This window comes from Nonomuraea sp. NPDC049158, assembly GCF_040648335.1.
GTDB lineage: Bacteria > Actinomycetota > Actinomycetes > Streptosporangiales > Streptosporangiaceae > Nonomuraea.
Genome location: NZ_JBEZDM010000062.1, coordinates 1 through 26,317, shown reverse-complemented (window position 1 = coordinate 26,317; position 26,317 = coordinate 1). Strand labels below are relative to the sequence as shown.

Here is a 26,317-nt window from a genome sequence, read left to right as displayed (position 1 = left end):
TTGATGTGTTGACGCGAACGGGAGGAAAGGATACGTTCCGGTAGATTTCACGGTTGTCCAAGGGAAATCCGGTGAGATGCCGGTGCGGACGCGCCACTGTATCCGGGACGTAGATCCCGGGAGCCAGGTCGCTTGGACCTCCGTGACCTCATTTGTTGGGACGCGTCATCCCTGAGGAGGCACTGATGAGTGGTCTGTCCGCTCCTACCGTCATTCCGTTCCCCCGTCTGCGGCTGTGGTTGCTGGCCGTGCCGGTACTGCTGCTGATCGCCTACCTGGTGCTGATGGACAACGGAGCCATCTCGCAGACAGGTGCGTACCTGCACGAACTCATGCACGACGGGCGTCACCTGCTCGGCGTGCCCTGCCACTAGACCTCGGCATGGTACGCACCCTGCTGGTCAGGGGCCTGCTTCTGGGCCTGCTGGCCGGATTGATCGCGGGCGGCTTCGCCTTCGCCTTCGGGGAACCGCAGGTGGACAGTGCTATCGCGCTGGAACAGGCGCACGCCGCGCAGGAACCTGGCCATGACCACGGCGAGGAGGAACTGGTCAGCAGGCCAGGCCAGAAGGCCGGGCTCTTCCTCGCCACCGGCCTGTACGGGCTGGCCGTGGGAGGGGTCTTCGCCCTGGTGTACGCGGGTCTGCGGGGCCGGGTCGGCCCACGGTCGGAGGGCGGGCTGGCGCTCGCCGCCGCCGGGTCGGCGTTCGGGGCGGCGATCCTCGTACCATTCGTGAAATATCCGGCTAATCCACCGGCTGTGGGAGACCCGGAAACGATCAACAGCCGGACCGCCCTCTATGTCGTGATGATCCTTGTCGGCCTGGCCGCGATCGCGATCGCGGTGGCCACCGCGCGGCGGGTGACCGCCGGGCCATGGGCGCGGTGGGTCGCGGCGGGGGTGGCGTTCCTGGTCCCGGTGGTCGCCGCGTGGCTGCTGCTGCCGACCGTGGACGAGGTGCCCGAGGGCTTCCCCGCCACGTTGCTGTGGCAGTTCAGGCTCGTGTCGCTGGGGACGCAGCTCGTTTTCTGGACGGCCTTCGGCGTGCTGTTCGGGTGGGTGAGCGACCGGGCGGCGCGGCGGGCGGCGGCCGTACCCGCGACCGCCGCCTCGCCGGGCTGAGCCGGCGTGCTGTTCGTCCGGCACGCCAGCACGCCGGGGATGCGGACCGCCTGCTTTCCCGTGGCCGATGAGAACGCCGACCCGGCCAGCCTGGCCAGAGCACACGACTTGGCCGGCGCACACGGCTTGGCCTCGGTTGCCGTCGACCCGGTGGTGACGGGCTCGGTGGTGACAGGCTCTATGACGACCGGCTCGATGGCAACCGGGTCGGTGGCGACCGGCTCAGCGGTGGCCGGCTCAGCGACGTGGGTTGCTCCCAGTGCTGCGGCGCGGCAGACCGCTGCCGCGCTCGGCCGGGAAGCGTGCGTGGTCGCCGCGCTCGCGGAGGCGGATCACGGCCGGTGGCGCGGCCTGCCGTACGGGCGGGTCGCGCAGGAGGAGCCGGACGCGCTGGCGAGCTGGCTGGCGGATCCGGACGCGGCACCGCATGGCGGGGAGAGCCTGACCATGCTCGCGGCGCGGGTGGCGGACTGGCTCGACTCAGTACGCGGGGAGCCCGAGGCGGTCGTCGTCTGCGACGCGGGCGCCATCCGGGCGGCGCTCGGCCACGCGCTGGGACTGGACCCGCCGCGCGCCGCCCGTTTCGATCTCGCGCCGCTGTCCATCACCGAGCTGACCGTCACGCGAGGCGGCTGGCGGGTCGCCCACGTCAACCGGAAGATCCTGTCTTGAACGTACGGAAGGTCCTGTCTTGATCGTCTCGTATCCGTTCAGCGCCGTCGTCGGGCTCGACGACCTGAAACTGGCGCTGGTGCTCAACGCCGTCTCACCACGGGTGGGCGGTGTGCTGGTACGGGGTGAGAAGGGCACCGCCAAGTCCACCATCGTGCGCGCGCTGGCCGCCCAGTTGCCCCCGGTGAACGTGGTGCCAGGCTGCCGGTTCGCCTGCGACCCGGCAGCGCCCGATGCCGAGTGCCCGGACGGCCCGCACGAACCGGACGCCCAAGGTCTGGGCCGCCCGGCCGCGTTGGTGGAGCTGCCGGTGGGCGCCTCGGAGGACCGCCTGGCCGGCTCGCTCGACGTGGAGCGGGCGCTGACGGAGGGGGTGAAGGCGTTCGAGCCGGGCCTGCTGGCGGCCGCGCACCGCGGCGTCCTGTACGTGGACGAGGTGAACCTGCTGCACGACCACCTGGTGGACCTGCTGCTGGACGCGGCGGCCCTGGGCACCTGCTACGTCGAGCGAGAGTCGGTCTCGGTCCGGCACGCCGCCCGGTTCCTGCTGGTCGGGACCATGAACCCGGAGGAGGGCGAGCTGCGGCCGCAGTTGCTCGACAGGTTCGGCCTGACGGTGGAGGTGAAGGCGTCCCGGAATCCGGTGGAGCGCGCCGAGGTGGTACGACGCCGGCTGGCCTTCGACGCGGACGCCGAGACGTTCGCGGCCCGGTGGGCGGCTGAGGAATCGGCGCTGGCGGCCAGGATCGCCCAGGCCCGTGGCCGGGTTTCCGGCGTGCGACTGCCCGACGCACGGCTGCGGCAGATCGCGACGGTGTGCGCGGCGTTCGAGGTGGACGGGTTGCGGGCCGACCTGGTCACGGCGAACGCCGCCATCGCCCACGCCGCCTGGCATGGGCGCGAGAGGGTGACGACCGAGGATGTACGGGCGGCGGCTCGCCTCTCGCTGCCGCATCGGCGGCGGCGCGACCCGTTCGATGCGCCAGGGCTGGACGAGTCGCTGCTCGACGAGCTGCTGAAGAGCACGTCGGAGGATGACGATCCGGACAATCCCAGTGGCGGGGGTCCTGACGCCTCCGGACCTCCTGACGCCTCCGGGCCTGCTGATGCCTCCGGGCCTGCTGATGCCTCCGGGCCTGCTGATGCCTCCGGGCCTGCTGATGCCTCCGGGCCTGGGGAGGACGGCGGCCCGGCGAGCGCCTCGCCACCGGCGGGTGACGGTGACTGGATGCCGGATGGCAAGAGATCGGCGAAGCAGCCGGCCGATGCCGGGCAGTCGCCGGACGCCGGGAGCGCCTACGGGCAGGAGCCGCCGGGCCGGGTGGCCGGATTGGCGGCGCCGTACCGGGTGCCGTTGCTTCAGGTGCCCGGGATCGGTGAGGGCGTGGCGGGGCGGCGCTCACGCTCGCGTACCACGCGCGGCCGGGCCACCGCCTCGCGCCGCCCCGACGCGCGGGTCCGCGACCTCCACGTGCTGGCGACGATGCTGGCGGCGGCGCCCCACCAGGTGACGCGCGGGCGTACCGGTCCCGGCCTGGTGCTGCGCCAGGACGACCTTCGCGAGGTGGTACGCGAGGGCAGGGAGGGCAACCTCGTGCTGTTCGTGGTGGACGCCAGCGGCTCGATGGCGGCTCGCCGGCGGATGAGCGCCGTCAAGACGGCGGTGCTCAGCCTGCTGCTCGACGCCTACCAGCGGCGCGACAAGGTCGGCCTGGTCACCTTCCGTGGCGCGGGCGCCGTACTGGCGCTGCCGCCGACCTCGTCGGTGGAGGCGGGCGCGGCCCGGCTGCGCTCGCTGCCGACCGGCGGCCGTACGCCGTTGGCGGCGGGGCTGGTGCGGGCGGCGGAGGTGCTGCGCGTGGAGCGGCTGCGCGACCCGGCGCGGCGGCCGCTGCTGGTGCTGGTGACCGACGGGCGGGTGACGGCGGGCGGCGATGTGGAGCGGGCCGCCGCCCTGCTGGACGGCACGGCGAGCGTGGTCGTGGACTGCGAGAGCGGCCCGGTGCGGTTGGGCCTGGCGGTCCGGCTGGCGTCGCGCCTGCGGGCGCGCCTGGTCTCGCTCGACGCGCTCTCCGATCTGAGTTCGGTCGTACGCGATCACCGGGCCGTACATGACCAGCGGAATCCGGGGTCGGCCGTACGCGATCATCGAAAGGCGGTCTGATCATGCCGCAGGGGAAGCCCGCCACCGTGCCCGACGACGGTCTCACGACCCGGCAGCGCCGGACGAGGCCGCTGCTGATCGTGCACACCGGGCCGGGCAAGGGGAAGTCGACGGCCGCGTTCGGGATGGCGTTGCGCGCCTGGAACCAGGGGTGGCCGATCGGGGTGTTCCAGTTCGTGAAGTCGGCCAAGTGGCGCATCGGCGAGGAACGGGCGCTCAAGGTGCTCGGCGACACGGCCGAGGGCGGCTCGGTGACCTGGCACAAGATGGGCGAGGGCTGGTCGTGGATCCAGCGTCCCGGCACCGAGGAGGATCACGCGGCCGACGCCCGTGAGGGCTGGGCGCAGATCAAACGCGACCTGGCGGCCGAGACGTACCGGTTCTACGTGCTGGACGAGTTCACCTACCCGCTGAAGTGGGGGTGGCTCGATCTGGACGACGTGCTGGAGACGCTCGCCGGGCGGCCGGGCAAGCAGCACCTGGTGATCACCGGCAGGGACGCGCCCGAGCGGCTGGTCGAACTCGCCGATCTGGTGACGGAGATGGGCAAGGTACGTCATCCCATGGACGCCGGGCAGAAGGGTCAGAAAGGCATCGAGTGGTAGTGCCCCGGCTGGTGATCGCCGCGCCTTCGTCGGGCAGCGGCAAGACGACTGTGGCCACCGGGCTGATGGCGGCGCTGCGGGCGCGCGGGCTGGAGGTCTCGCCGCACAAGGTGGGGCCCGACTACATCGATCCGGGCTATCACGCGCTGGCGGCCGGGCGTCCCGGGCGCAACCTGGATCCGTGGCTGGTGGGTGAGGAGCGGGTGGCGCCGCTGTTCCTGCACGGTGCGGCCGGATGTGACGTGGCGGTGGTCGAGGGCGTGATGGGGCTGTTCGACGGCAAGGGTGACAGCGACTTCGCCTCCACCGCGCATGTCGCCCGGCTGCTGGACGCGCCGGTGGTGCTGGTCGTGGACGCGGCCCGGCAGAGCCGGTCGGTGGCGGCCGTGGTGCACGGGTTCGCCACGTTCGACCCGCGCGTACGGGTGGGCGGGGTGGTGCTCAACCGGGTGGCCTCGGACCGGCACGAGGAGCTGTGCCGGGCCGCTCTGGGCGCGGCGGGCATGCCGGTGCTCGGCGCGATCCGCCGCGACGACGCCGTCTCCACACCCTCCCGCCATCTGGGTCTGGTGCCCGCCGCCGAACGTGAGGCCGAGGCGGTACGGGCCGTGGAACGGCTCGGCGCCCTGGTGGCACGCTCCTGCGACCTGGACGGTCTGATGCGGCTGGCGACGGCGGCGGCCTCGCTCGTCGGCCCGGTATGGGACCCGGCGAAGGAGAGCGCGCGCGTCGAGGAGAGAGCGCGCGTCGGAGAAGGCGTCGTCGTGGCGGTGGCGGGCGGGGCGGCCTTCACCTTCGGGTATGCCGAGCACGTCGAGCTGCTGCGGGCGGCCGGCGCGGACGTGGCGGCCTTCGACCCGTTGCGCGACGAGAAGCTGCCGGACGGCACCGCCGCCGTGGTGCTCGGCGGCGGCTTCCCCGAGGTGTACGCCGCCGAGCTGGCCGCCAACGAGCCACTGCGTGACCAGGTGGCGTCCTTCGGCGGGCCGATCGCCGCCGAGTGCGCGGGGCTGCTCTACCTGTGCGAGGAGCTGGACGGGCGGCGCATGTGCGGGCGGGTGCCGGGCCGGGCGCGGATGACCGGCAGGCTCACGCTCGGCTACCGGGACGCCGTGGCCCTGAAGGATTCGCCCCTGACCAGGGCGGGCGAGCGCTTCCACGGGCACGAGTTCCACCGGACCACGGTCGAGCACGCGGGCGAGCCGCTGTTCCGGAGCCGGGGCGGCGGGACGGACGGACACGGCGGCCCGCTGGTCACCGCGTCCTACCTGCACCTTCACTGGGCCGGATCGCCGGCCCTCGCTCACCGGCTCGTGTCGTCCTCCAGATCGCCCTCGGTCTTGAGATAGACCTCCTGCAGACCGCGCAGGATCTCCGGGTCCGGGTGCTCCCACATGCGCCGCTCGGCGGCCTCCAGGAGCCGTTCGGCGATGCCGTGCAGCGCCCACGGGTTCGACCGGGCCATGAACTCCTGGTTCTCCGGGTCCAGCACGTACGTCTCGGCGAGCTTGTCGTACATCCAGTCCGCCACCACGCCCGTCGTGGCGTCGTAGCCGAACAGGTAGTCCACGGTCGCGGCCAGCTCGAAGGCGCCCTTGTAGCCGTGCCGCCGCATCGCCGCCAGCCAGCGCGGGTTGACCACCCTGGCGCGGAAGATCCGTGAGGTCTCCTCCGACAGGGTGCGGGTGCGCACGGCGTCGGGTCGGGTGCTGTCGCCGACGTACGCGGCCGGGGCCCGGCCGGTGAGCGCGCGGACCGTGGCGATCATGCCGCCGTGGTACTGGAAGTAGTCGTCGGAGTCGGCGATGTCGTGCTCGCGCGTGTCGACGTTCTTGGCGGCCACGGCGATCCTGCGGTAGGCGTCCTCCATCTGCGGTCGCGCGGCCACGCCGTCGAGGTCGCGGCCGTAGGCGTAGCCGCCCCAGACCGCGTACACCTCGGCCAGGTCGGCGTCGTCGCGCCAGTTGCGGCTGTCGATCAGCGGCAGCAGCCCGGCCCCGTAGGCGCCCGGCGCGGAGCCGAAGATCCGCATCGTGGCGTGGCGCTCCTCGCCGCCGGTCGCGGTCACATGGGCGCGTACGTAGTTGTGCTCGGGCGGCTCCTCCAGCCCGGCGGCCAGCCGTACGGCGTCGTCCAGCATGGCCACCACGTGCGGGAACGCGTCGCGGAAGAAGCCGCTGATGCGGACGGTCACGTCGACGCGCGGCCGGCCCAGCTCGGCGAGCGGGATCGGCTCCAGGTCCGTGACCCGGCGGGACGCCTCATCCCATGCGGGACGGATGCCGAGCAGGGCCAGCACCTCGGCCACGTCGTCGCCGGCCGTACGCATGGCGCTGGTGCCCCAGACGGACAGTCCTACTGAGCGGGGCCAGTCGCCGGTGTCGGCGCGGTAGCGCTCCAGCAGCGATTCGGCCATCGCCTGGCCGGTCTCCCAGGCCAGGCGGCTGGGCACCGCGCGGGGATCGACGGAGTAGAAGTTGCGGCCGGTCGGCAGCACGTTGATCAGGCCGCGCAGCGGTGAGCCACTCGGCCCGGCGGGCACGTAGCCGCCGTCCAGGGCGTGCAGGACGTGGTCGAGCTCGTCGGTCGTCCGGGCCAGACGCGGGACCACCTCGGCGGCGGCGAACGCGAGCACCCGCGTGACGAGCTCGCGCCGATCGGCGGGCAGCGCGAGGGCGACCTTCTCCGCGACCTTCTCCGCAGCTTCCTGGGCGAGCTTCTCCGCAGCTTCCCGCGCCACCTCCTCGGCCGCCTCCGGCGCCCAGCCTCGCTCCTCCATCGCCGCCACCAGGGCGCGGGCGGTCGTCTCGGCCCGGTCCACGTCGGCCAGCCCCGCCGTACCGTCCTCGGCCAGGCCGAGTGCCTCACGTAAGCCGGGCAGCGTCTCGCGGCCCGACCACATCTGTCTGGCGCGCAGCATGGCCAGCACCAGGTCCACCCTGACCTGCCCGGTCGGCGCCTGGCCGAGCACGTGGAGGCCGTCGCGGATCTGCGCGTCCTTCACCTCGCAGAGCCAGCCGTCCACGTGCAGGATGAAGTCGTCGAACTCGGTGTCGTGCGGCCGATCCGCCAGCCCGAGGTCGTGGTCGAGCCGGGCGGCCTGGATCAGTGTCCAGATCTGGGCGCGGATCGCGGGGAGCTTGGCCGGGTCCATGGCGGCGATGGTGGCGTGCTCGTCCAGGAGCTGTTCCAGCCGGGCGATGTCGCCGTACGTCTCCGCCCGCGCCATCGGCGGCACCATGTGGTCCACCAGCACCGCGTGCGCCCGCCGCTTGGCCTGGGTGCCCTCGCCCGGATCGTTGACCAGGAACGGGTAGATCAGCGGCAGGTCGCCGATGGCCGCGTCGGTGGCGCACGAGGCGGACATACCGGCCGACTTGCCCGGCAGCCATTCCAGGTTGCCGTGCTTGCCCACGTGCACCATCGCGTGCGCGCCGAACTCGGCCGACAGCCAGCGGTAGGCGGCCAGGTAGTGGTGGCTGGGCGGCAGGTCGGGGTCGTGGTAGATGGCGATCGGGTTGTCGCCGAAGCCGCGCGGCGGCTGGACCATCACCACCACGTTCCCGGCGCGCAGCGCCGCCAGGACGATGTCGCCGTCATGGACGAACAGCTCGCCGGGCGGGGGTCCCCAGTGCCGCTCGATCCCGGTGCGCAGGGCGGCGGGGAGCGTACGGTACCAGCGCTCGTAGGTGGCGGCGGGGATGCGTACCGGATTGCCCGCCAGGTGCTCCTCGGTCAGCCAGTCCTGGTCCTGGCCGCCCGCGGCGATGAGCGCGTGGATGAGCGCGTCGCCGTCCTGCTCGGCCACGCCGGGGAAGCCCTCGCCCAGGTCGTAGCCCGCTTCGGCGAGCCGGGCCAGCAGCCGTACGGTGCTGGCGGGGGTGTCCAGGCCGACGGCGTTGCCGACGCGGGAGTGCTTGGTCGGGTACGCCGACAGCATCACCACCAGCCGCCGCCCGCCGGGCGGGGTGTGGCGCAGCAGCCCGTGGCGTACGGCGATGCCCGCCACCCGCGCGGCCCGCTCCGGGTCGGCGACGTAGACGGTCAGCCCGTCCGGGTCGATCTCCTTGAAGGAGAACGGAACCGTGATGATCCGCCCGTCGAACTCGGGGATGGCCACCTGCGAGGCGGCGTCCAGCGGCGAGAGGCCGTCGTCGTTGTCCTCCCACGCCTGCCTGGACGTGGTCAGGCACAGGCCTTGCAGGATCGGCACGTCGAGCGCGGCCAGCGCGCCCACGTCCCACGCCTCGTCGTCCCCGCCCGCGCCCGCCGTCGCGGGACGCGAGCCGCCCGCCGCCAGTACGGTCACCACCAGCGCGTCGGCGGCCCGCAGGGTGTCCAGCAGCTCGGGTTCGGCGGTACGCAACGAGGAGCAGAACACCGGCAGCGCCTGCCCGCCCGCCTCCTCGACGGCGGCGCAGAGCGTCTCGACGAAGGACGTGTTGCCCGCCATGTGGTGCGCCCGGTAGTAGAGCACCCCGATCACGGGCCCTTCCTGTGACCGTGCCTCGCGCTCCAGCCGCCCCCAGGACGGCGTGGGCTCCGGCGGCGCGAATCCGCGCCCGGTCAGCAGGACGGTGTCGGACAGGAAGGCGTGCAGCTCGGTCAGGTTGGCGGGCCCGCCGTGCGCCAGGTACGCGTGCGCGTCGGCGCAGACGCCGCCGCGTACCGTGGACAGCTCCATCAGCTCGGCGTCCGGCGCCTGCTCACCGCCCAGCACCACGACCGGACGGGGCCCGGCCAGCAGCGCGTCGAGCCCCTCCTGCCAGGCGCGGCGCCCGCCGAGCAGTCGTACGACGACCAGGTCGGCCCCCTCCAGCAGGCCGGGCAGATCGTCGGGGGCGAGCCGGGCGGGATTGCCCAGGCGGTAGGCGGCGCCACAGGCACGCGCGCTCAGCAGATCGGTGTCGGAGGTGGAGAGCAGCAGGACGGTACGGCTGTCGCCAGGCACGGCGCGATCCTCCCTCGGGGTCCTCGCCCCGGTCGTGGGTGTCGCGACGGCAGGAGTCTCCTGGCTCCCGGATCAGCGCTCACCCCGGCCTTCCCACCCGTTGCCGGGCAGTGGCCTGCGGTGGGGTTCGCTCCCCGGTCACAGTGGCGGGACCGCGCCGGATTCGCACCGGCTTCCTCCCTTTGCCATCGCCTACCCAGGAGCCTACGGCAGGATCAACCTCCACCAGAAGTGGCGTTACCATCCTCATCGTGTCCATAGCCGACTTTTCCGGACGGGTCCGGCCCGACGCCTGTCCGGGAGCGCTCCAGGTGCACGAGGCCGCCGACGGGCCGCTGGCCCGGGTCCGCCTGCCCGGCGGCGCGATCTCCGGCGGGCAGCTCCGCGAGCTGGCGGCCTGCGCGGCTGAGCTGGGCTCCGGGGTGGTCGAGCTCACGTCGCGGGCGAACGTACAGGTGCGGGGTCTGCGCGCGCCGGCCGCCTTCGCCGAACGGATCGCCGCCGCCGGCCTGCTCCCCTCGGCCGCGCACGAACGGGTACGCAACATCGTCGCCTCACCGCTCGGCGGCCGCGGTCCCGCGGGTCTGCTGGACACGCAGCCCCTGGTGGAGGCGCTGGACCTGGCTCTGTGTGCGCGGGCGGGGCTGGCCGGGCTGCCGGGGCGCTTTCTGTTCGCGCTGGACGACGGCACGGGTGACATGCGGCAACTGGCCGCTGATGTCACTCTCGTGCCTGCGGCGGCGGGCGGTGACGCCTGGGTGTCGCTGCTGCTGGCGGGCGTGGACACCGGGCTTGTCGTGGCTCGTGACGCGGCGGTCGGGCAGCTGATCGCCGCCGCCGAAGCGTTCCTCGACGAACGGGAGCGCGGCCTTTCCGATCGTGACCGGGCCGCGTGGCGGATCGCGGAGTTAGCGGACGGCCCTGCCCGGATCGCCGCCCACCTGGGCGCGGCGGACGACCGGGCGACGACCGCCATGGACGCCTCCCCTGTCTCCCCTGCCCGTCGCCCCGGACCTGTCGATCAGCGGGACGGCCGTGTGGCGCTGGAGGCCGTGGTGCCGCTCGGGCGGCTGTCCGCCGCTCAGGTACGCGCGATCGCCGACACCGCCGACGACGGTGGGGCGGTTCCCGTACGGCTGACGCCGTGGCGGACGGTCGTCCTGCTGGACCTGTCCCCCGCCGCGGCCGAGCGGGCGGTGCGGCAGCTGTCCACGGCCGGGCTGGTGACCGATCCGGCATCTCCCTGGGTCGGCGTGAGTGCCTGCACCGGACGTCCCGGCTGCGCCAAATCGCTGGCGGACGTGCAGGAGGACGTACGGCGGTGGGTGGCGACCCTGGACGCGCCCGCTGCGACGCCGGTGCACTGGGCCGGTTGCGAGCGGCGCTGCGGACTGCCCCGCGGCCGAGTGCTCCAGATGGTGGCCACCGCCGACGGATACGAGGAGCGGCTGCCGTGATAGTGGCCGGCTTCGACCGATACGAGGAAAGGCAGCAGTGACCGACTACCTGCGCGACGGCGCCGAGATCTACCGGCGCTCGTTCGCGACCATCCGTGCCGAGGCCGATCTCACCGGGATGCCCCCGGATGTGGCCCAGGTGGCGGTGCGGATGATCCACGCGTGTGGCATGACCGACCTCGTCGCCGACCTGGACTGGTCGCCTGCGGTGGTCGTCCGGGCCCGCGAGGCGCTGCGACGCGGCGCGCCCGTGCTGTGCGACGCGCAGATGGTCGCCTCCGGCGTCACCAGGCGCAGACTGCCCGCCGACAACGACGTGGTGTGCACTCTGGGCGAGCCAGGCGTGCCGGAGCTGGCCGAACGCCTCGGCACCACCCGCAGCGCCGCCGCCCTGGAGTTGTGGCGCGACCGGCTGGAGGGCGCGGTGGTGGCGATCGGCAACGCCCCGACGGCCCTGTTCCGGCTGCTCGAACTGGTCGCCGAGGGGGCAGGCAGACCGGCGGCGGTGCTCGGCGTGCCGGTCGGCTTCATCGGCGCGGCCGAGTCCAAGCGGGCCCTGGCCGACAGCGACCTGGAATACCTGGTGGTGCACGGGCGCCGCGGCGGCAGTGCGATGACGGCGGCGGCGGTCAACGCCATCGCGAACGAGACGGAGTGACGGCGATGACGGGACGACTGTACGGGGTCGGACTGGGCCCGGGAGACCCGGAGCTGGTCACGGTCAAGACGGCCCGGCTGATCGGCGAGGCGGACGTGATCGCCTACCACGCCGCCAGGCACGGCCGCAGCATCGCCCGCTCGATCGCGCTGCCGTACCTGCGGGAGGGGCAGATCGAGGAGCTGCTGCTGTACCCGCTGACCACGGAGACCACCGACCACCCCGGCGGCTACCAGGGCGCGCTGGACGACTTCTACGCCGACTGCGCCGAACGGCTGGCCGCCCACCTGGACGCGGGCCGGACCGTGGTCGTGCTGAGCGAGGGCGACCCGCTGTTCTACGGCTCCTACATGCACATGCACAAGCGGCTGGCCCACCGCTATCCGACCGAGGTGGTGCCGGGCGTGACCTCGGTCAGCGCCGCCTCCGCCGTGCTCGGGCGACCGCTGGTGGAGCGGGACGAGGTGCTGACCGTACTGCCCGGCACGCTGCCCGCCGAAGTGCTGGCCGAGCGGCTGCGCGGCACCGACTCGGCGGCGGTGCTGAAGCTGGGCAGGACGTTCGAGAAGGTCCGCGACGCCCTGGCCGAGGCCGGGCGGCTGGACGACGCCTGGTACGTCGAGCGCGCCACCATGGGCGCCGAACGCGTCGCGCCGCTCAAGGACGTGGACGCCGACGGCGTTCCGTACTTCTCGCTGGCCCTGCTCGCCAGCCCGGCCGAGCACACCTTCGTACCCGAGCCCTCGTCGACCGAGGGGCGCGGCGAGGTTGCCGTCATCGGCCTCGGCCCGGCCGGGCGGCCGTGGCTCACGCCGGAGGCGCAGGAGGCCCTCGCCGCGGCCACCGACCTGGTCGGCTACGGCCCGTACGTGGACCGGGTCGCGCCCAACCCGCGCCAGCGCCGCCACCGCACCGACAACCGGGTCGAGGCCGAACGCGCCAGGCACGCGCTGGAGCTGGCCGCGGCGGGGGCGCGGGTGGCCGTGGTGTCCTCCGGCGATCCCGGGGTGTTCGCCATGGCCAGCGCGGTGCTGGAGGAGGCGGCGGCCGGGTTCCCCGACGTGCCGGTACGGATCGTGCCCGGCCTGACGGCCGCGCAGGCGGTGGCCAGCAGGGCGGGCGCGCCGCTCGGCCACGACTACTGCGTACTGTCGCTGTCGGACCTGCTCAAACCGTGGGACGTGGTGGCCGACCGGCTGACCGCGGCGGCCAAGGCCGACCTGGTGCTGGCGCTGTACAACCCGGCCTCGCGCAGCCGTACCTGGCAGCTCGCCGCCGCGCGTGACCTGCTGCTGGAGCATCGCGACGCCGCCACTCCCGTGGTGATCGGCCGCGACGTCGGCGGCGAGCGGGAGAGCGTCACCGTCACCACGCTCGGCGAGCTCGACCCGGCTCAGGTGGACATGCGCTGCCTGCTGATCGTCGGCTCCTCGACGACCCGGGTCACCGCTCGCGGCGTCGTCTACACCCCGCGCCGCTACCCCTGAGCCCAGAGCGCCGCGTCGTTCACGCTCTCCACCAGGCGGACACCTGTCGGCAGCGGCGGCCGGTCCACCATGATCACCGGCAGCCCGAGCTGGCGGGCCGCGACGAGCTTGGCGGCGGTCAGCTGACCGCCGCTGTCCTTGGTGACCAGCACCTCCAGACGGTGCTCGCGGATGAGGGCCCGCTCGCCCTCGACCGTGTAGGGGCCACGGTCGAGCAGCACGCGTACGTTGGGCGGGAGCGGCGGTTCGGGCGGATCGACGGACCTGGCCAGCAGCCACACCCCGGCCAGCCCGGTGAAGACGGGCAGACTCCGGCGCCCGGTGGTGAGAAACACCCGCACCGGCTCGGTCGGTTCGGTCGGCATGGCGACGGCCAGGCGGGTGGCGGCGGCCTCCAGGGAGTCGACGCGCTGCCAGGTGTCGTCCGGCCCCTGCGGCCAGCCCGGTCGGCGCAGGACGAGGAGCGGCACGCCCGTGCGTGCCGACGCCTCGGCCGCCGAAGCCGTCATGCGCGCCGCGAACGGATGCGTGGCGTCCACCACGGCGTCGATCCGCTCGGCGGCCAGCCACGTGGCCAGCCCGTCCGGCCCGCCGAACCCGCCCGCGCGCACCTCGCCGACCGGCAGCCTCGGGTTCGTCACCCGCCCGGCCAGCGACGACACCACGTGCATGCTCGGGACGTCGGCCAGTTCGGCGGCCAGCGCCCGCGCCTCCGCCGTACCACCCAGGATCAGGACCCGTCTCATGCCGCGATCAGGTCTCGTCGCATGATCGCTCCCGTTCCGCGCTGTACAGGTGACTGTCGGGAAACTGTGTCGCCGACAGCACCCGGCCGACGACGATCACCGCGGTGCGGCGGATGCCCGCCTCGTGGACCTGCCCGGCGATGTCCCTCAGCGTGCCGCGCAGAACGACCTCATCGGCCCGGCTCGCCCGCGCCACCACCGCCACGGGGCAGTCCGGCCCGTAGGAGGGCAGCAGCTCCGCCACCACCGCGTCGATCCGCTGTACGGCCAGGTGCAGCACCATCGTGGCCCGGCTGGCGCCCAGCGTGGTCAGGTCCTCGCCGTCGGGCATCGGCGTGGCCCGCGCCGACGTACGGGTCAGGATGACCGTCTGGCCGACACCGGGCACGGTCAGCTCCCTGCCCAGCGCGGCAGCCGCCGCCGCGAACGCCGGAACGCCCGGCACCACCTCGTACGGCACGCCGAGCCCGTCCAGCCTGCGCATCTGCTCGGCCACCGCGCTGAACACCGACGGGTCCCCCGAGTGCAGCCGCGCCACGTCCACGCCCTCGGCGTGGGCGGCGACCAGCTCCGCGACGATCTCGTCGAGCGTCAGGTTCGCGGTGTCCACCAGCCTGGCGCCCGCCGGGCAGGACTCCAGCAGTTCGCGGGGTACGAGCGAGCCCGCGTACAGGCAGACCGGCGACGACTCCAGCCGCCGCAGCCCGCGCAGCGTGATCAGATCCGCGGCACCAGGACCCGCCCCGATGAAGTACACGGTCACGGCACGTCCTCCCTGGCGATGGGCCCCACGGTCACGGCACGTCCTTTCTGGTGATCGACCACACGGTCACCGGCATCGCGGCGCGCCAGCCGGTGAACCCGCCGACGGGCGCGGCTCGCTGCACGGCCAGGCGCACCAGATCGCCGCCCAGCCGGGCGTACCATCCGGCGACGACGGACTCCGACTCCAAGGTCACGGCGTTCACCACGAGCCTGCCGCCGGGGCGCAGCGCCGCCCAGCAGGTCTCCAGCATTCCGGGCGCGGTGGCGCCGCCGCCGACGAACACCGCGTCCGGTGCGGGCAGGCCCTCCAGCGCCGCCGGCGCTCGCCCCTCCACGACGCGCAGGGCGGGAACCCCGAGCCGGTCGGCGTTGCGACGGATGGCGGCGACACGATCGGCCCTGCTCTCGACCGCCACGGCGGCGTTCGACGGGTGGGCGCGCAGCCATTCGACGGCGATGCTGCCCGCGCCCGCGCCCACGTCCCACAGCAGTTCCCCGGGCAGCGGCGCCAGCCGTGACAGGCTGACGGCCCGGACCTCGCGCTTGGTGAGCTGCCCGTCATGCTCGAACGCCGTGTCCGGCAGTCCGGGCACACGAGCGAACGGCTCGGCGCCGGGTCCGGCGACGCACTCGACCGCGATCACCTGCAACACCGACGACACGTTCCGGCCCTGCCCCGACCCAGACGGCACCTGTCCCGCTCCAGACGGCGCCTCTTCCAGCCCGGACGGCGCCCCTTCCGCCCCAGGCGGCGTCTGTCCCGACCCGGACGGCTCGCTGTCCGCCCACGTCGCGGCCGTTCCCGCCCGGGCCGACTCCGACGCCGCGCCCAGGTCCGCCAAGACCGTCATCGGGCTCGGGCCGTACCCGAGCCCAACCAGCGACCCCGCCACCAGAGCCGGGGCGTCCCGACCGGCGCCGAGCACCAGGACCCGCCGCCCGGGAAGGATCGCCGCGTTCAGCGCGGCCAGGGGGCGGCCCACCAGGCTGACCACGTCCACCTGCTCGACCGGCCAGCCCAGCCGAGCGCAGGCCAGCGACAGCGACGACAGATGCGGCAGCACCCTGATCCGGGCCGCGCCGAGCAGCCGCACCAGGGTGGAGCCGATGCCGTAGAACATCGGATCGCCACTGGCCAGCACGCACACCTGGCGATCGGCGTACCGCTCCATGAGCTCGGGCAGCGCGGGCAGCAGCGGCGAAGGCCAAACCACCCGCTCCGCAGCGGACGGGGGCACGAGGTCGAGTTGCCGGGAGGCGCCCATGAGCACCTCCGCCGCTTCCAGTACGTGGCGAGACTCCTCCGACAGGCCGTCCCAGCCGTCCGCGCCGATGCCGACGACGGTGATCACACGTTGCCCAGCACGCGCGTCACCTGGATCTCCACGACCACCCGCGCCGGGTTGGGCCGGGGCGGCTTGTAGCGGGCGGTGTAACGGCGCTCGGCGTCGGCCACCTGCTCCGGCTCGGTGCGTACCACGGCTCGCCCCTCCAGCGTCGACCACCGCCGGCCGTCCACCTGGCAGAGCGCGACCAGCGCGCCGTCCGCTGCGATGAGCCGGGCTTTGTACGAGGTGCCCGAGGTGATCACCCGGACGATGCCGGTCTCCAGATCCAGCGTCGCACCGACCGGCACCGCGTGCGGCGGCCCGCCGGGACGCGCCGTTGAGAGCGTGCACAGGTGCCGTTCCTGCCAGAACGCGGCGAAAGCGGCGCCCTGCTCGACCAGATTCACGAGCCTCCTCGAGGGAATTGCGGAGGCATATCGTATATCCGGTCCTCTGGCAGACTCATGCGGGTGAAGCGGCTACTCATCATCGGCATCGGCGCCGGAGATCCCGACCATCTCACTCTGCAGGCGGCCAAGGCCATCTCCGCCACGGACGTGTTCTTCATCGTCGACAAGGGCGAGGTCAAACAGGATCTCGTACGCCTCCGGCTGGACCTGATCGACCAGCACGGCCGCGCGCCGTACCGGATCGCCGAGGCCCGCGACCCCGAGCGCGACCGCACCACCCCCGCCTACACCGCCGCCGTCGAGGACTGGCGCTCCCGCCGCGCGCTGGCCTGCGAGACGCTGATCCGCGAGGAGCTGGGCGAGGGCCAGACGGGGGCGTTCCTGGTGTGGGGCGACCCGGGCGTGTACGACAGCACGCTGACCATCGTCGAGGAGATCCTCCAACGCGGGAACGTCACGTTCGACTACGAGGTGATCCCCGGGGTCAGCAGCGTGGCCGCGCTCACCGCCCGCCACCGCACCAGCCTCACCCAGGTCGGCCGGCCCGTACACCTGACCACCGGCCGCCGCCTGGCCGAGGACGGCCCGTCCGCCGACGACGTCGTGGTCATGCTGGACGCCCACTGCTCCTTCGCCGGCCTCGACGACTTCCACATCCACTGGGGCGCCTACCTGGGCAGCCCCGACGAGATCCTGGTGTCCGGCCCGGTGGCCGAGGTCGGCGACCGGATCCGCGAGCTTCGCGCCGAGGCCCGGGCCCGCAAGGGCTGGATCATGGACACCTACCTGCTGCGCCGCCTCCCCCGCACGGACCGCTGAGGCCGTACGGACCGCTGAGGCGCGACGTTCAAAGCAGCGCTTCGGCAGTGATGGGCAGCTCGCGGACGCGGCGGCCGGTGGCGTGGAAGACGGCGTTGGCGATGGCGGGCGCCACGCCGGTGAACACGACCTCGCCCAGACCCTTGACGCCGATGGGATCTGCCTCGCGGTCATCACCGTCGAGGTAGATCGCGCGCAAGGAGGGCACGTCGGCGTTGACGGGGACGAGGTAGTCGGCGAGGTTGGCGTTGACGATCCGGCCGTCGCGAGGGTCGGTGACCGTGTGCTCCAGCAGGGCGGCACCGATGCCGCCGACCATCCCGCCGACCGCCTGGCTGTCGGCGAGCTTGGGGCTGATGATGCGTCCCGCGTCGTAGACGCCGAGCATCCGCCGGATGCGGACCAGGCCGAGGCGATGGTCGACGGCGACCTCGGCGAACGTGGCGTTATAGGCGTACATCGAGAAGCGGCTCTCTCCCGGAGTGAAGGAGCCGAGCGTCTCGAGGTGGGTGCGGTTGTTGCGGGCAAGAAGCTGCTGGTACGTCTCCCCGCGCGCGGAATCGCCCTTGACGTACAGCCGGCCGTCATCGGCCACGACGTCGCCCGCATCGACGCCGTGCAGGGGCGACCGCTCGTCCCCGACGGCCAGCTCGATGGCTTGGCGGCGCAGCTTGTCGCAGCCGTCCTGGACGGCGGAGCCGACACTGGCCATGGTCATGGAACCGCCGTGCGGCGGAGTCGGCGGCATGATGGAGTCGCCGAGCCGGAAGGTCACGGCGCGTATGGCCAGGCCGAGGGCGTCGGCGGCGACCTGGGTCATGGAGGTGTACGTGCCCGGTCCCATGTCGCTGGACGCGGCTTCGACCAGGGCGCTCCCCCGGGCGTCGAGCCTGACCCGCGCCTGGGCCGCGCCGCGCTGGGTGTCATAGACGCCGGCGGCCATGCCCATGCCGATCAGCCAATCGCCGTCGCGGGTGGAGCGCGGCTTGGGGTGGCGCCGGTCCCAGCCGAATTCGCGGGCGCCGACGGTGTAGCACTCCCGCAGCCGCCGGGTGGAGAACGGCCGCCCGGTCGCGGGGTCGTCGTCGGGTTCGTTGCGCCGGCGCAGCTCGATCGGGTCGAGGCCGAGCTCGTGGGCGAGTTCGTCCATCGCCGACTCGATGATGTAGGAGGTGGTCGCGTGGCCGGGGCCGCGCATGTAGAGCGGGGTGTTCACATCCAGCGGCACCCGCTCGTAGGTCTGCGAGACGTGGGGCATGCTGTAGAGCATCTGCCCTGTGGGCAGGACGCCCTCCTGGTAATCCTCGTAGGTGGAGGTCTCGGCCCTGATGTCGTGCGTCATGGCGAGCAGGCGCCCCTGCCGGGCGCTGCCCAGCCGCACCTTGTACACGTAGGCGGGCCGGTAGCCCGTACCGAAGTACTGCTGCCTGCGGGCGAGGACGAGTTTGACCGGGCGCCTGGTCTCGCGGGCGGCCAGAGCCGCGATGGTGACGTGCGGCCAGACCCGCAGGCCGCTGCCGAACGCGCCGCCGACGAACGGCGAGATGACCCGCACCGACTCCTTCGGCATGCCGAACACAGCGGCGAGCTCTTCCTGGGTGCCGTTCACCCACTGGGTCTTGTCCCATACCGTGAGCCGATGGCCGTTCCAGCGGGCGATGGTGGCGTGCGGCTCCATCGCGTTGTGGTGGTTGCGGGCGGTCCGGTAGGTCATCTCCATCCGTACCTCCGCCGAGCGCAGGGCCTGCTCCGCGTCGCCCCGCGCGTACGTCACGGGCTTGTTGGCACGGTCGCCGGCCAGGCCGGTCGTCGGCTTCTCGGCGGCGTAGCGGACCTCGACCAGGCGGGCCGCGTGCTGCGCCGCCTCCAGCGTGGTGGCCACCACGACGGCGACCGGCTGGCCGAAGAAGCGCACCCGGTCGTCCTGGAAGACGTGTAGCCGCTCACCGCCCGCCGGGTTGTTCGATCCCGCGTTGGGCCGGTAGGCGAGCTTGGGCGCGTTGAGGTGGCTGATCACCTTCAGGACGCCGGAGTGAGCGAGGGCGGCGCGGGCGTCGATGCCGGTGATGCGGCCTCGCCCGATGCCGCTGTCGACGATGACGGCGTACACAACGCCCTTGACGTCGTGCTCGGCGGCATAGGTCGCCCGCCCGGTCACTTTCAGGCGTCCATCCACCCGGGACAGCGGCGCCCCCACGGCTCGCCGGCTCATTCGGTTCCTCCCACGATGCGCAGTTGCCGTTCGACGGTGCGTTTCAGCAGTTCGACCTTGAAGCCGTTGTGCTCGAGCGGGCGGGCTCCCTCTGCCGCGCGCTCGGCCGCCTCAGTCCACAGGGCTTCGGACGGCCGTTCGCCGATGAGGTGGCGTTCGACGGCGGGCAGCTTCCACGGCACCGTGCCCACGCCTCCGGCGGCGACCTTCGCCTCCCGGATCACCCCGCCCTTGACGTGCAGCGCGACCGCCGCCGAGGTCAGCGCGAACTCGTACGACTGCCGGTCGCGCACCTTGAGGTAGCCGGACCTGAGCGGGCGCGGCGGGGCGGGGAGCTCCACGGCGGTGATCAGCTCGCCGGGCCGCAGGCCCTGTTCCCGGTCCGGGGTGCCGCCCGGCCGCAGCAGGAAGTCGGCGAACGCGACGCTGCGCTCCCCGTCCGGGCCCCGCAGGTGCACGCTCGCCTCCAGCGCCGCGAACGCCACAGCCACGTCGGAGGGATGGGTGGCCACGCACTGGTCGGAGCCGCCGAGGATCGCGTGGCCGCGGTTGAACCCCTCCAGCGCCGCGCATCCCGAGCCAGGCTCGCGCTTGTTGCACGCCGCTGTCACATCACGGAAGTACGCGCACCGGGTGCGCTGCATGATGTTGCCGCCGATGGTGGCCATGTTGCGCAGCTGGGCCGAGGCGCTCAGCTCCAGCGCCTGCGACACGACCGGGAAGGTGGCGCGCACCTTGGGGTCGGCGGCGGCCTCGGCCATCGATACCAGCGCGCCGATGCGCAGGCCCCCGCCCGCGGTGGCGCTCACCTCACCCAGCGGAAGGGCGCTGATGTCGACCAGCGCGCCGGGGCGTTCGACGCTCTCGCGCATCAGGTCGACCAGGGTGGTGCCGCCGGCGATGTAGCGCCCGCCCCGCCGCCCGGCGGCAAGCGCCCCCTCGAGGTCGGAGACCTTGGTGTAGGAGAAGGGGTGCATCAGGTCCTCCGCGCCGCTTGCTCAACCGCTCTGACGATCTTCACGTAACAGCCGCAGCGGCAGATGTTGCCGCTCATCCACTCCCGGATCTCCTCCGGCGAGCCGGCGTGACCTTCCCGGATGCAGCCGATGCCGGACATGATCTGGCCCGGGGTGCAGTAACCGCACTGGAAGGCGTCCTGCTCGACGAACGCCTCCTGCAACGGATGCAGCTCGTCGCCCTCTCCCGGGGCGAGCCCTTCGATGGTGGTGACCTCCGCGCCCTCCAGCCGTACCGCCAGCGTCAGGCACGCGTTGACGCGGCGGCCGCCGACCAGGACCGTGCACGCGCCGCAGGCCCCAGCGTCGCACCCCTTCTTGGTGCCGGTCAGCCCGAAGCGCTCGCGCAGCAGGTCCAGCAGCGAGGTCCGATTGTCGATCACCGCCGCGTGCCGCTCGCCGTTGACGGTCAGCGAGACGCGCCCGCTGAGCGGCGCCTCGGCGGCGCCCGCCGCCTCCGCGCCCGCCGTCTCCACGCTCACCAGCTCGCTCGCGACGACCGCTGTGGTGGCTGTCGCGATGAACGTACGCCGAGAAACCGTCGAGGCGGGCTCCGCCTCGGTCGGAACATATGAGTCAGGGAGTTCGGAAGACATAGGCACCCTCTCGAGTGGGCGAAGGACCGGCGTTCACACTCATCCGTGCGCCGGAGGCGTGGCCGCGTCAGCGTTGCGCTACGTGATCAAGGATTCGGCGCCGCGGCCGTAGCCGTATCCGCGCCCGACGGCCGGCGGCAAAAGGCGGCGACGCCGGCCGTCTCTCCATGAAACCAGTGGTCAACGGCCTGAGGGAGGCCCCGCTGAGACATGTACTGACAGGGCACCCCTAACCCTTCAGGCCCGCGCGGCGATGCTGTCGTGCGGCTGCGAGCCTTCCGTGACGGGGTGCGGCGGAGTGCTGCCGCGACGCCGGATGGACACGACGTAGACGATCATGGCGAGCATGGTCGAGACGACCGTGACGAGCCCGAGCGGAACGGCGTCGTCGGCGCCCCCCAGACCGACGAGCGGCGCGGCGAGGCCGCCGAACGCGAAGCGGGCCAGCCCGAGCAGCGAGGACGCCGTGCCGGCGATGTCCGGGTAGTTCGCCAGGGCGAGGGAGGTGGCCGGCGGGGTCGTGGCGGCCACGCCGCTGACCATCGTCAGCAGCGAGAGGATCACCGCGATCAGCGGCAGGTGCAGCGCCGCGGTGACAAGCAGCCCGACGGCGCCGAACAGGCACATCACCAGCCCGATCACCAAGGTCCCCTTCTCCGACCACCGCTCGGACAGGCGGCCGGCGACGAACCCGAACACCATGAATCCCAGGGAGTTCAGACCGAACGCGAACGAGTACCCCTGCGGTGAGAGCCCGTAGATTCCCTGCAGGACGTACGTGGCGCCGCTCAGATAGGCGAACAGGGCGGCGTTCACGAGCCCGGTGATGAGCACGGCGCCGAGGAACACCCCGTCGCGGATCAGCCGCCGAAAGTCGCGCCCGGCCCGCGTGAGCCCCCCGGCGACGCGCTCCCGCGGCGGCAGCGTCTCACGGAAGATGACGAGGACGGCGATGAGGATCGCCGCGCCGATCGCGGACAGGAACAGGAAGATGCCCCGCCAGTCGGTGACGGCGGCGAGCTGCCCGCCGATCACCGGCCCGATGATGGCGGCGAGCCCGCCGATCACGGTCAGACGGCCGTAGTAGCGCACCAGCTTGCCGCCGGAGTACAGGTCGCGTCCCGCGGCCTGCGCGATCACGATGCCCACCCCACCGGCCAGACCCTGGACGAACCGGGCGGCGATGAGAGCCTCGATGGCCGGGCTGAGGGCGCACAGCGCCGAGGTGAGGATGTAGGCGACGACACCGATGAGGAGGGGACCGCGGCGGCCGAACCGGTCGGACGCCGGTCCGGCGATGACCTGGCCGAGAGCCAGGCCGAGCAGGCACGCGGTGACCGTCAGCTGCGCGGCCGAGGTCGCGGAGCGCAGCTCGGTGGTGAGCGCGGGGAGTACGGGCAGATAGAGGTCCATGGAGATCGGCCCGAAGACCGTCAGCACACACAGGACGACCGCCAAGGGGCGGCCGATCGCCTCCTGTTCGCGTGCGGTCCGAACCGGTTCAGCCATGCGTGTCTCCCTGCCGTGTGTCGTGATGGAACCCAAACCCGCGCCGAGGGATCGGCGGGCCGAGATGGCCCATGACATCCCAGGTGAAGCGGCCGTGGAAGACTCTGCTGGAACATGTACCGGCAGAGCACCCCAGGATGATCGCGGCACCCGATCCCAGAGTGCCGGGATGCGGAGCAGGAGCCCGACCTGGGCTTTCCGGCGTGAGACTTGTAGCATTTGAGGTTGTTAGGGAGAGCTGCGGGAGGAGTGGGGTTGCAGGTCGCGGTCGTCACCTTTGACGGATTCAACGAGCTCGACAGCTTCATCGCGTACGGACTGATCAATCGCGCTCGCGTGCAAGGCCAAGACGTGACCGCGTTCATCACGACACCAGCGCCCGTCGTGACCTCGATGAACGGCGTGGAAGTGACCGGGCAGCGGCCGTTGGACTTCATCGCCGAGGCTGACGCCGTACTCCTCGGCAGCGGCATCAAGACCCGTGATGTCGTGGCTGATGACACCCTGCTGACGCGTCTCCCCCTTGACCCCGCGCGACAGTTGATCGGCTCGCAGTGCTCCGGAGCCCTCGTACTCGCGCACCTCGGCCTCCTCGCCGGACGACCTGCCTGCACCGACACCGTCACGCGGCCTTGGCTCGAGGAGCGCGGAGTGACGGTACTGGACGCGCCGTTCCACGCGGAGGGCGCGATCGCGACCGCGGGCGGATGCCTGGCATCTGTCTATCTGGCGGCGTGGACGCTCCTCCACACGGTCGGCGAGGCCGCCGCCTGGGCCGCGATCGAGTACGCGGCGCCCGTGGGTGAGAAGCAGGAGATCGTTCAGCGCGTCATGTCCAGAGTGCGTACGGTCGAAGCGGCGCTGCGCTGACTGGTCTCACGAGGACCGCGACGGGAGAGGACCAGGGCCGGCTCACCCGGCTCAGGCCAGGCCGACCGACACAGTGGCCGGCCCGCGCGCTCGGCCGGATAGGAGAAGCCCGTCAGCGCAGGGGGGCGAAGTCGGCAAGGGCGGTGGGCTGCTTGCCGGTGGTGATGTGCTCGGCGAGCAGCCGCCCCGTGATGGGGCCGTGGGCCAGACCCCACATGCCGTGACCGCCGGCCACGTAGATACCGGGGGCTTTGGTCGCGCCGATGAGCGGCCGGCCGTCCGGGGTGATCGGGCGAGGGCCCACCCAGACATCCGTGCGTTCGTCCCAGTGCACACCGCGCAGCAGGGGCTGGGCGGAGGCGACGATGGCCTCCAGCCGGGCGGGCACCCGCGGGGCGTCCGGGTCGCGGAATTCCATGGTGCCGGCCACGCGCAGCCCGTTGCGATACGGCGTGCACGCCACCCGTACGTCGGGCAGGTAGATCGGGCCAGGGACGGGGTGGTCCACCGGCACGGTGAAGGAGTAGCCCCGGCCGGCCCGGACCGGGACGCGCACGCCCCACTGCCGGGCCAGGCGGGGCAGCCACGCGCCGGTGGCCAGCACCACCGCGTCGGCCGACAGGACGGTGCCCTTGCCCGAGCGCACGATCACCTTCCTGCCGTCGGTGCGCACCTGGTCGACCTCGAAGGCGTACACGGTCGCGCCGCGGCTCATCACGGCCTTGCCCAGGGCGTGCACGAAGGCGCCCGGGTCGACGTAGCGCTGCCCGTCGATGCGCACCCCCACGCCCAGCGCCTGACCGGCGAGCGGCACGTGCTCGGCCAGTCGCCGGGCGTCCAGCACGGTATGGTCGACCCGCTGCCCGGCCGCTTCCAGCCGGCGCAGCTCGCGCAGCAGGCTCTCGGCATGGCGTGGTGTGCGGAACGCGGCGGTGATCGGCGCCGCGATGACCGGGGCGGACACGCCGTTGGCGGCCAGTACCTCGTAGGCCTCGACGCATTCCTCGTTGAGCGGCAGGTTGGCGCGCACGGCGCGCATCCACGATCGCCAGCGGCAGTTGGCGGCGAACCGGGCCAGAAACGCCCACAACCCCGCGTCGAGGCTCGCCGGCACATGCAGCGGCGCGTCCGCGTTCAGCAGCGAGCGCAGGCCGTAGCGCAGGACCGCGGGCTCGTTCAGCGGAATGGCCAGGCCTGGGGCGACCCATCCGGCGTTGCCCCAGGATGCGCCGGCCGCCACGCCGCCACGGTCGACCACCTTGACCTCGACCCCGCGCTCCTGCAGGAACCACGCGGTCGACAGGCCCACGATGCCCGCGCCCACCACGATCACCGATCGCGGCCAGTTGCCGACCATGCCCAACCTCCAACGGGTACGAATGCCGGTGTCCAAGTCAGCATGGCCCGCGCGGCAGCCGGCGGCGTTGTGGGCGGCCGACAATCACTTCGCGGCCGTTGTGCCATCGTCACAACGCCCGGCAGCCACGCCTCGACGGCGTTGACCGGCCGCGTCGGCGTCAGCGACAGGCCTGGTACAAGATCATCGGTGGGGGTCGTCCTCGGCGTCGGAGGCGGCCAGCATGATGATCATGGCGAGGCGTTTACGGGGGTCGTCCAGGTCCAGGAGAGTGACCTCGCTCATCTTGCGCAGCCGGTTGCGGACGGTGTTGGGATGCACCTGCAGTCGTTCGGCGGCCAAAGCGGGGTCGCCCTGGGTCTCCAGCCAGGCCCGCAACGTGGGCACGTAGCGTGTGCCGTGGCGGGCGTCATGTCGCAGCAGCGTGCTCAGCGGCCCGCGGGCCGGGGTACGGCCGGTGCGCGAGGCCGCGCGTAGCCGCCGCAGCAAGATCTCGTCCCACGACTCGTCGTAGGCGGGCGCGACAGTGCCGGGCCGGCCGGTCTCGGGCAAAGCCAGGCACTCGTCGGCCTCCTGGCGGCCGGCGGGCAGTTCCTCGGTCGCGGCGGGCGCGCCGATTCCGGCCGCGATGCGTACCCGGGCGGGCAGTTCGGCCCGCAGCGCGGTGATCCAGTGGCGGGCCATGTCCGCCTGCTCGGCGGGCAGGATCGTGTACAGCGTGTCGCCGAGCAGGGTGCTGCGGCCGGGTCTGGACCAGCCGAAGCCGGTGGTGGCCTGTTCGAAGGCCAGCAGCAGCGCGGCGTGGGGCTCCTCGCCGTCGGTGTGGGCGCGGATCGCGATGACCCGCAGCGCCTGCGACGGCAGGCCCAGCCGGCTGATCACCGTCTCCGCGTCGACGCTGCCCTCCAGCAGCCGGATGACCAGGTCGGACTCCACCTGCCGCTCCAGGTCGGCGCTGGCCCGCGAGCGCAGCAGGTGCAGCGCCACCGTGCGTGCGCCGTGCGCCAGCGCGCGCCGGCGGGCGCCGGTCAGCGGGCGCTCGCAGCTCACCCAGACCGAACCGAGCAACTCGCAGCCGGCCCGCACCGCCACCGCCATCCGCCCGGTCAGGCCGTGCCCGGGATCGGCGGGGACGAACACCGGCTCGTCCGTCGCCGTCAGCTGGGCGAACACCCCCCGCTGCTGGAACAGCTCGCGTAGCCGGTCCGGGACGCGCCGGCCGAGGATCGTCTCCAACCGGGCCGGATCCCCCGCCTGCTGGGAGCGGGAGTAGGCCAGCACCCGCGAGTGCCGGTCCTCGATGGTCACCGCCCCGCTGATCGCGTCGGCCAGGCTGTCGGCCAGGGCGAACAGGTCGGTCGGGCCGCGTCCCGAAGCGGTCTCGCGGCTCTCCAGCACCAGCCCGTACACCACACCGGCGAGCTGGCTCCAGGAGACCGCGGAATCGGCCACCAGCACAGCCACCCCGAGCTGGTCGCCGGGGGGGGGGGGGGCGCGCGCGGGCGCCCCCCGCCGGGGGGGGGCCCCCCCTTCCGGCTGCCCGGGGCCGCGTTGTCAGTGGCGCGTGTCATC

22 protein-coding genes and 2 riboswitches are annotated in these 26,317 nt (G+C 72.9%); of the genes, 11 read left to right on the top strand and 11 right to left on the bottom strand.

Features of this window, described 5'->3' with window-relative positions:
- The first annotated feature begins 35 nt into the window (after positions 1–35).
- Positions 36–184: riboswitch (adenosylcobalamin (AdoCbl) riboswitch) on the top strand.
- A gap of 1 nt (position 185) precedes the next feature.
- The 6 genes from AB0B61_RS55100 to AB0B61_RS55075 are packed head-to-tail and all read left to right on the top strand — an operon-like array spanning position 186 to position 5,913.
- Entirely contained in the window at positions 186–374 is a 189-nt protein-coding gene (locus tag AB0B61_RS55100; protein WP_358449916.1) for a CbtB-domain containing protein, read from the top strand.
- Positions 375–382: 8 nt separating this feature from the next.
- The gene (locus AB0B61_RS55095; protein WP_358449914.1) at positions 383–1,123 is read left to right on the top strand and encodes a CbtA family protein; all 741 of its coding nucleotides are present in this window, start codon (positions 383–385) and stop codon (positions 1,121–1,123) included.
- Between the two features lie 6 nt (positions 1,124–1,129).
- Positions 1,130–1,795 carry a histidine phosphatase family protein gene (locus AB0B61_RS55090; RefSeq protein ID WP_358449912.1) on the top strand — a complete coding sequence of 222 codons (666 nt, stop codon included), beginning with the start codon at positions 1,130–1,132 and terminating at the stop codon, positions 1,793–1,795.
- Positions 1,796–1,814: 19 nt separating this feature from the next.
- Positions 1,815–3,959 carry a VWA domain-containing protein gene (locus AB0B61_RS55085; protein ID WP_358449910.1) on the top strand — a complete coding sequence of 715 codons (2,145 nt, stop codon included), beginning with the start codon at positions 1,815–1,817 and terminating at the stop codon, positions 3,957–3,959.
- A 2-nt stretch (positions 3,960–3,961) separates the two neighbouring features.
- Complete coding sequence (gene cobO, locus AB0B61_RS55080) at positions 3,962–4,564, top strand: cob(I)yrinic acid a,c-diamide adenosyltransferase (protein WP_358449908.1); 603 nt, start codon at positions 3,962–3,964, stop codon at positions 4,562–4,564.
- A gap of 8 nt (positions 4,565–4,572) precedes the next feature.
- Positions 4,573–5,913, top strand: a complete 1,341-nt coding sequence (locus AB0B61_RS55075) for a cobyrinate a,c-diamide synthase (protein ID WP_358449950.1) — start codon at positions 4,573–4,575, stop codon at positions 5,911–5,913.
- Here the strand turns inward: AB0B61_RS55075 and cobN are convergent.
- Positions 5,868–9,515 (bottom strand): cobaltochelatase subunit CobN, encoded by a 3,648-nt coding sequence (gene cobN / locus AB0B61_RS55070; protein ID WP_358449906.1) that lies wholly within the window; start codon positions 9,513–9,515, stop codon positions 5,868–5,870. The two genes, AB0B61_RS55075 and cobN, sit on opposite strands and share 46 nt — an antisense overlap.
- A 34-nt stretch (positions 9,516–9,549) precedes the next feature.
- Positions 9,550–9,738: riboswitch (cobalamin riboswitch) on the bottom strand.
- Between the two features lie 28 nt (positions 9,739–9,766).
- Here cobN and cobG point away from each other — a divergent pair.
- From cobG to AB0B61_RS55055, 3 genes are read left to right on the top strand one after another with little or no spacing between them, the layout of a single operon-like run.
- Positions 9,767–10,972, top strand: coding sequence for a precorrin-3B synthase (cobG, locus tag AB0B61_RS55065; RefSeq protein WP_358449904.1), 1,206 nt, complete (start codon positions 9,767–9,769; stop codon positions 10,970–10,972).
- A gap of 37 nt (positions 10,973–11,009) precedes the next feature.
- On the top strand, positions 11,010–11,630 hold the full coding sequence (locus AB0B61_RS55060; RefSeq protein ID WP_358449902.1) for a precorrin-8X methylmutase: 621 nt from the start codon (positions 11,010–11,012) through the stop codon (positions 11,628–11,630).
- 5 nt (positions 11,631–11,635) lie between these two features.
- Entirely contained in the window at positions 11,636–13,117 is a 1,482-nt protein-coding gene (locus tag AB0B61_RS55055; RefSeq protein ID WP_358449900.1) for a precorrin-2 C(20)-methyltransferase, read from the top strand.
- On the opposite strand, the gene AB0B61_RS55050 is transcribed toward AB0B61_RS55055, so the two are convergent.
- The 4 genes from AB0B61_RS55050 to AB0B61_RS55035 are packed head-to-tail and all read right to left on the bottom strand — an operon-like array spanning position 13,108 to position 16,363.
- Positions 13,108–13,863, bottom strand: a complete 756-nt coding sequence (locus AB0B61_RS55050) for a cobalt-precorrin-6A reductase (RefSeq protein WP_358449898.1) — start codon at positions 13,861–13,863, stop codon at positions 13,108–13,110. The genes AB0B61_RS55055 and AB0B61_RS55050 overlap by 10 nt on opposite strands.
- Before the next feature lie 7 nt (positions 13,864–13,870).
- Entirely contained in the window at positions 13,871–14,626 is a 756-nt protein-coding gene (cobM, locus tag AB0B61_RS55045) for a precorrin-4 C(11)-methyltransferase (RefSeq protein ID WP_358449896.1), read from the bottom strand.
- A gap of 31 nt (positions 14,627–14,657) precedes the next feature.
- Positions 14,658–15,980: a precorrin-6y C5,15-methyltransferase (decarboxylating) subunit CbiE gene (gene cbiE, locus AB0B61_RS55040; protein WP_358449894.1), complete on the bottom strand. Its 1,323-nt coding sequence runs from the start codon at positions 15,978–15,980 to the stop codon at positions 14,658–14,660.
- Positions 15,977–16,363 (bottom strand): TIGR03618 family F420-dependent PPOX class oxidoreductase, encoded by a 387-nt coding sequence (locus AB0B61_RS55035; protein ID WP_358449892.1) that lies wholly within the window; start codon positions 16,361–16,363, stop codon positions 15,977–15,979. The genes cbiE and AB0B61_RS55035 overlap by 4 nt, the downstream gene beginning before the upstream one ends.
- A gap of 57 nt (positions 16,364–16,420) precedes the next feature.
- Here AB0B61_RS55035 and cobF point away from each other — a divergent pair, with 57 nt between their 5' ends.
- Complete coding sequence (cobF, locus tag AB0B61_RS55030) at positions 16,421–17,185, top strand: precorrin-6A synthase (deacetylating) (protein WP_358449890.1); 765 nt, start codon at positions 16,421–16,423, stop codon at positions 17,183–17,185.
- Positions 17,186–17,213: 28 nt separating this feature from the next.
- Here cobF and AB0B61_RS55025 read toward each other — a convergent pair whose 3' ends face one another.
- The 4 genes from AB0B61_RS55025 to AB0B61_RS55010 all read right to left on the bottom strand — a co-directional run bounded on the left by AB0B61_RS55025 (position 17,214) and on the right by AB0B61_RS55010 (position 22,518).
- Positions 17,214–19,397 carry a xanthine dehydrogenase family protein molybdopterin-binding subunit gene (locus AB0B61_RS55025; protein ID WP_358449888.1) on the bottom strand — a complete coding sequence of 728 codons (2,184 nt, stop codon included), beginning with the start codon at positions 19,395–19,397 and terminating at the stop codon, positions 17,214–17,216.
- The gene (locus AB0B61_RS55020; RefSeq protein ID WP_358449886.1) at positions 19,394–20,374 is read right to left on the bottom strand and encodes a xanthine dehydrogenase family protein subunit M; all 981 of its coding nucleotides are present in this window, start codon (positions 20,372–20,374) and stop codon (positions 19,394–19,396) included. The genes AB0B61_RS55025 and AB0B61_RS55020 overlap by 4 nt, the downstream gene beginning before the upstream one ends.
- Entirely contained in the window at positions 20,374–20,889 is a 516-nt protein-coding gene (locus AB0B61_RS55015; RefSeq protein WP_358449948.1) for a (2Fe-2S)-binding protein, read from the bottom strand. The genes AB0B61_RS55020 and AB0B61_RS55015 overlap by 1 nt, the downstream gene beginning before the upstream one ends.
- A gap of 357 nt (positions 20,890–21,246) precedes the next feature.
- Positions 21,247–22,518, bottom strand: coding sequence for a multidrug effflux MFS transporter (locus AB0B61_RS55010; RefSeq protein WP_358449884.1), 1,272 nt, complete (start codon positions 22,516–22,518; stop codon positions 21,247–21,249).
- Positions 22,519–22,773: 255 nt separating this feature from the next.
- On the opposite strand from AB0B61_RS55010, the gene AB0B61_RS55005 reads away from it, so the two are divergent.
- Positions 22,774–23,388, top strand: a complete 615-nt coding sequence (locus tag AB0B61_RS55005; RefSeq protein WP_358449882.1) for a DJ-1/PfpI family protein — start codon at positions 22,774–22,776, stop codon at positions 23,386–23,388.
- Positions 23,389–23,500: 112 nt separating this feature from the next.
- On the opposite strand, the gene AB0B61_RS55000 is transcribed toward AB0B61_RS55005, so the two are convergent.
- Both AB0B61_RS55000 and AB0B61_RS54995 read right to left on the bottom strand, forming a co-directional pair.
- Positions 23,501–24,745: an FAD-dependent oxidoreductase gene (locus AB0B61_RS55000; RefSeq protein WP_358449880.1), complete on the bottom strand. Its 1,245-nt coding sequence runs from the start codon at positions 24,743–24,745 to the stop codon at positions 23,501–23,503.
- 183 nt (positions 24,746–24,928) lie between these two features.
- The gene (locus AB0B61_RS54995) at positions 24,929–26,197 is read right to left on the bottom strand and encodes a helix-turn-helix domain-containing protein (protein WP_358449879.1); all 1,269 of its coding nucleotides are present in this window, start codon (positions 26,195–26,197) and stop codon (positions 24,929–24,931) included.
- Between the last annotated feature and the right edge of the window lie 120 nt (positions 26,198–26,317).

Bases quoted from the DNA above. Each gene is read 5' to 3' on its own strand.
- AB0B61_RS55000 (WP_358449880.1), bottom strand. From the start codon at position 24,745: ATGGTCGGCAACTGGCCGCGATCGGTGATCGTGGTGGGCGCGGGCATC.
- AB0B61_RS55025 (WP_358449888.1), bottom strand. From the start codon at position 19,397: ATGAGCCGGCGAGCCGTGGGGGCGCCGCTGTCCCGGGTGGATGGACGC.
- AB0B61_RS55010 (WP_358449884.1), bottom strand. From the start codon at position 22,518: ATGGCTGAACCGGTTCGGACCGCACGCGAACAGGAGGCGATCGGCCGC.
- AB0B61_RS55055 (WP_358449900.1), top strand. From the start codon at position 11,636: ATGACGGGACGACTGTACGGGGTCGGACTGGGCCCGGGAGACCCGGAG.
- cobO (WP_358449908.1), top strand. From the start codon at position 3,962: ATGCCGCAGGGGAAGCCCGCCACCGTGCCCGACGACGGTCTCACGACC.
- AB0B61_RS55095 (WP_358449914.1), top strand. From the start codon at position 383: ATGGTACGCACCCTGCTGGTCAGGGGCCTGCTTCTGGGCCTGCTGGCC.
- AB0B61_RS55050 (WP_358449898.1), bottom strand. From the start codon at position 13,863: ATGAGACGGGTCCTGATCCTGGGTGGTACGGCGGAGGCGCGGGCGCTG.
- AB0B61_RS55020 (WP_358449886.1), bottom strand. From the start codon at position 20,374: ATGCACCCCTTCTCCTACACCAAGGTCTCCGACCTCGAGGGGGCGCTT.
- cobF (WP_358449890.1), top strand. From the start codon at position 16,421: ATGCGGGTGAAGCGGCTACTCATCATCGGCATCGGCGCCGGAGATCCC.
- AB0B61_RS55100 (WP_358449916.1), top strand. From the start codon at position 186: ATGAGTGGTCTGTCCGCTCCTACCGTCATTCCGTTCCCCCGTCTGCGG.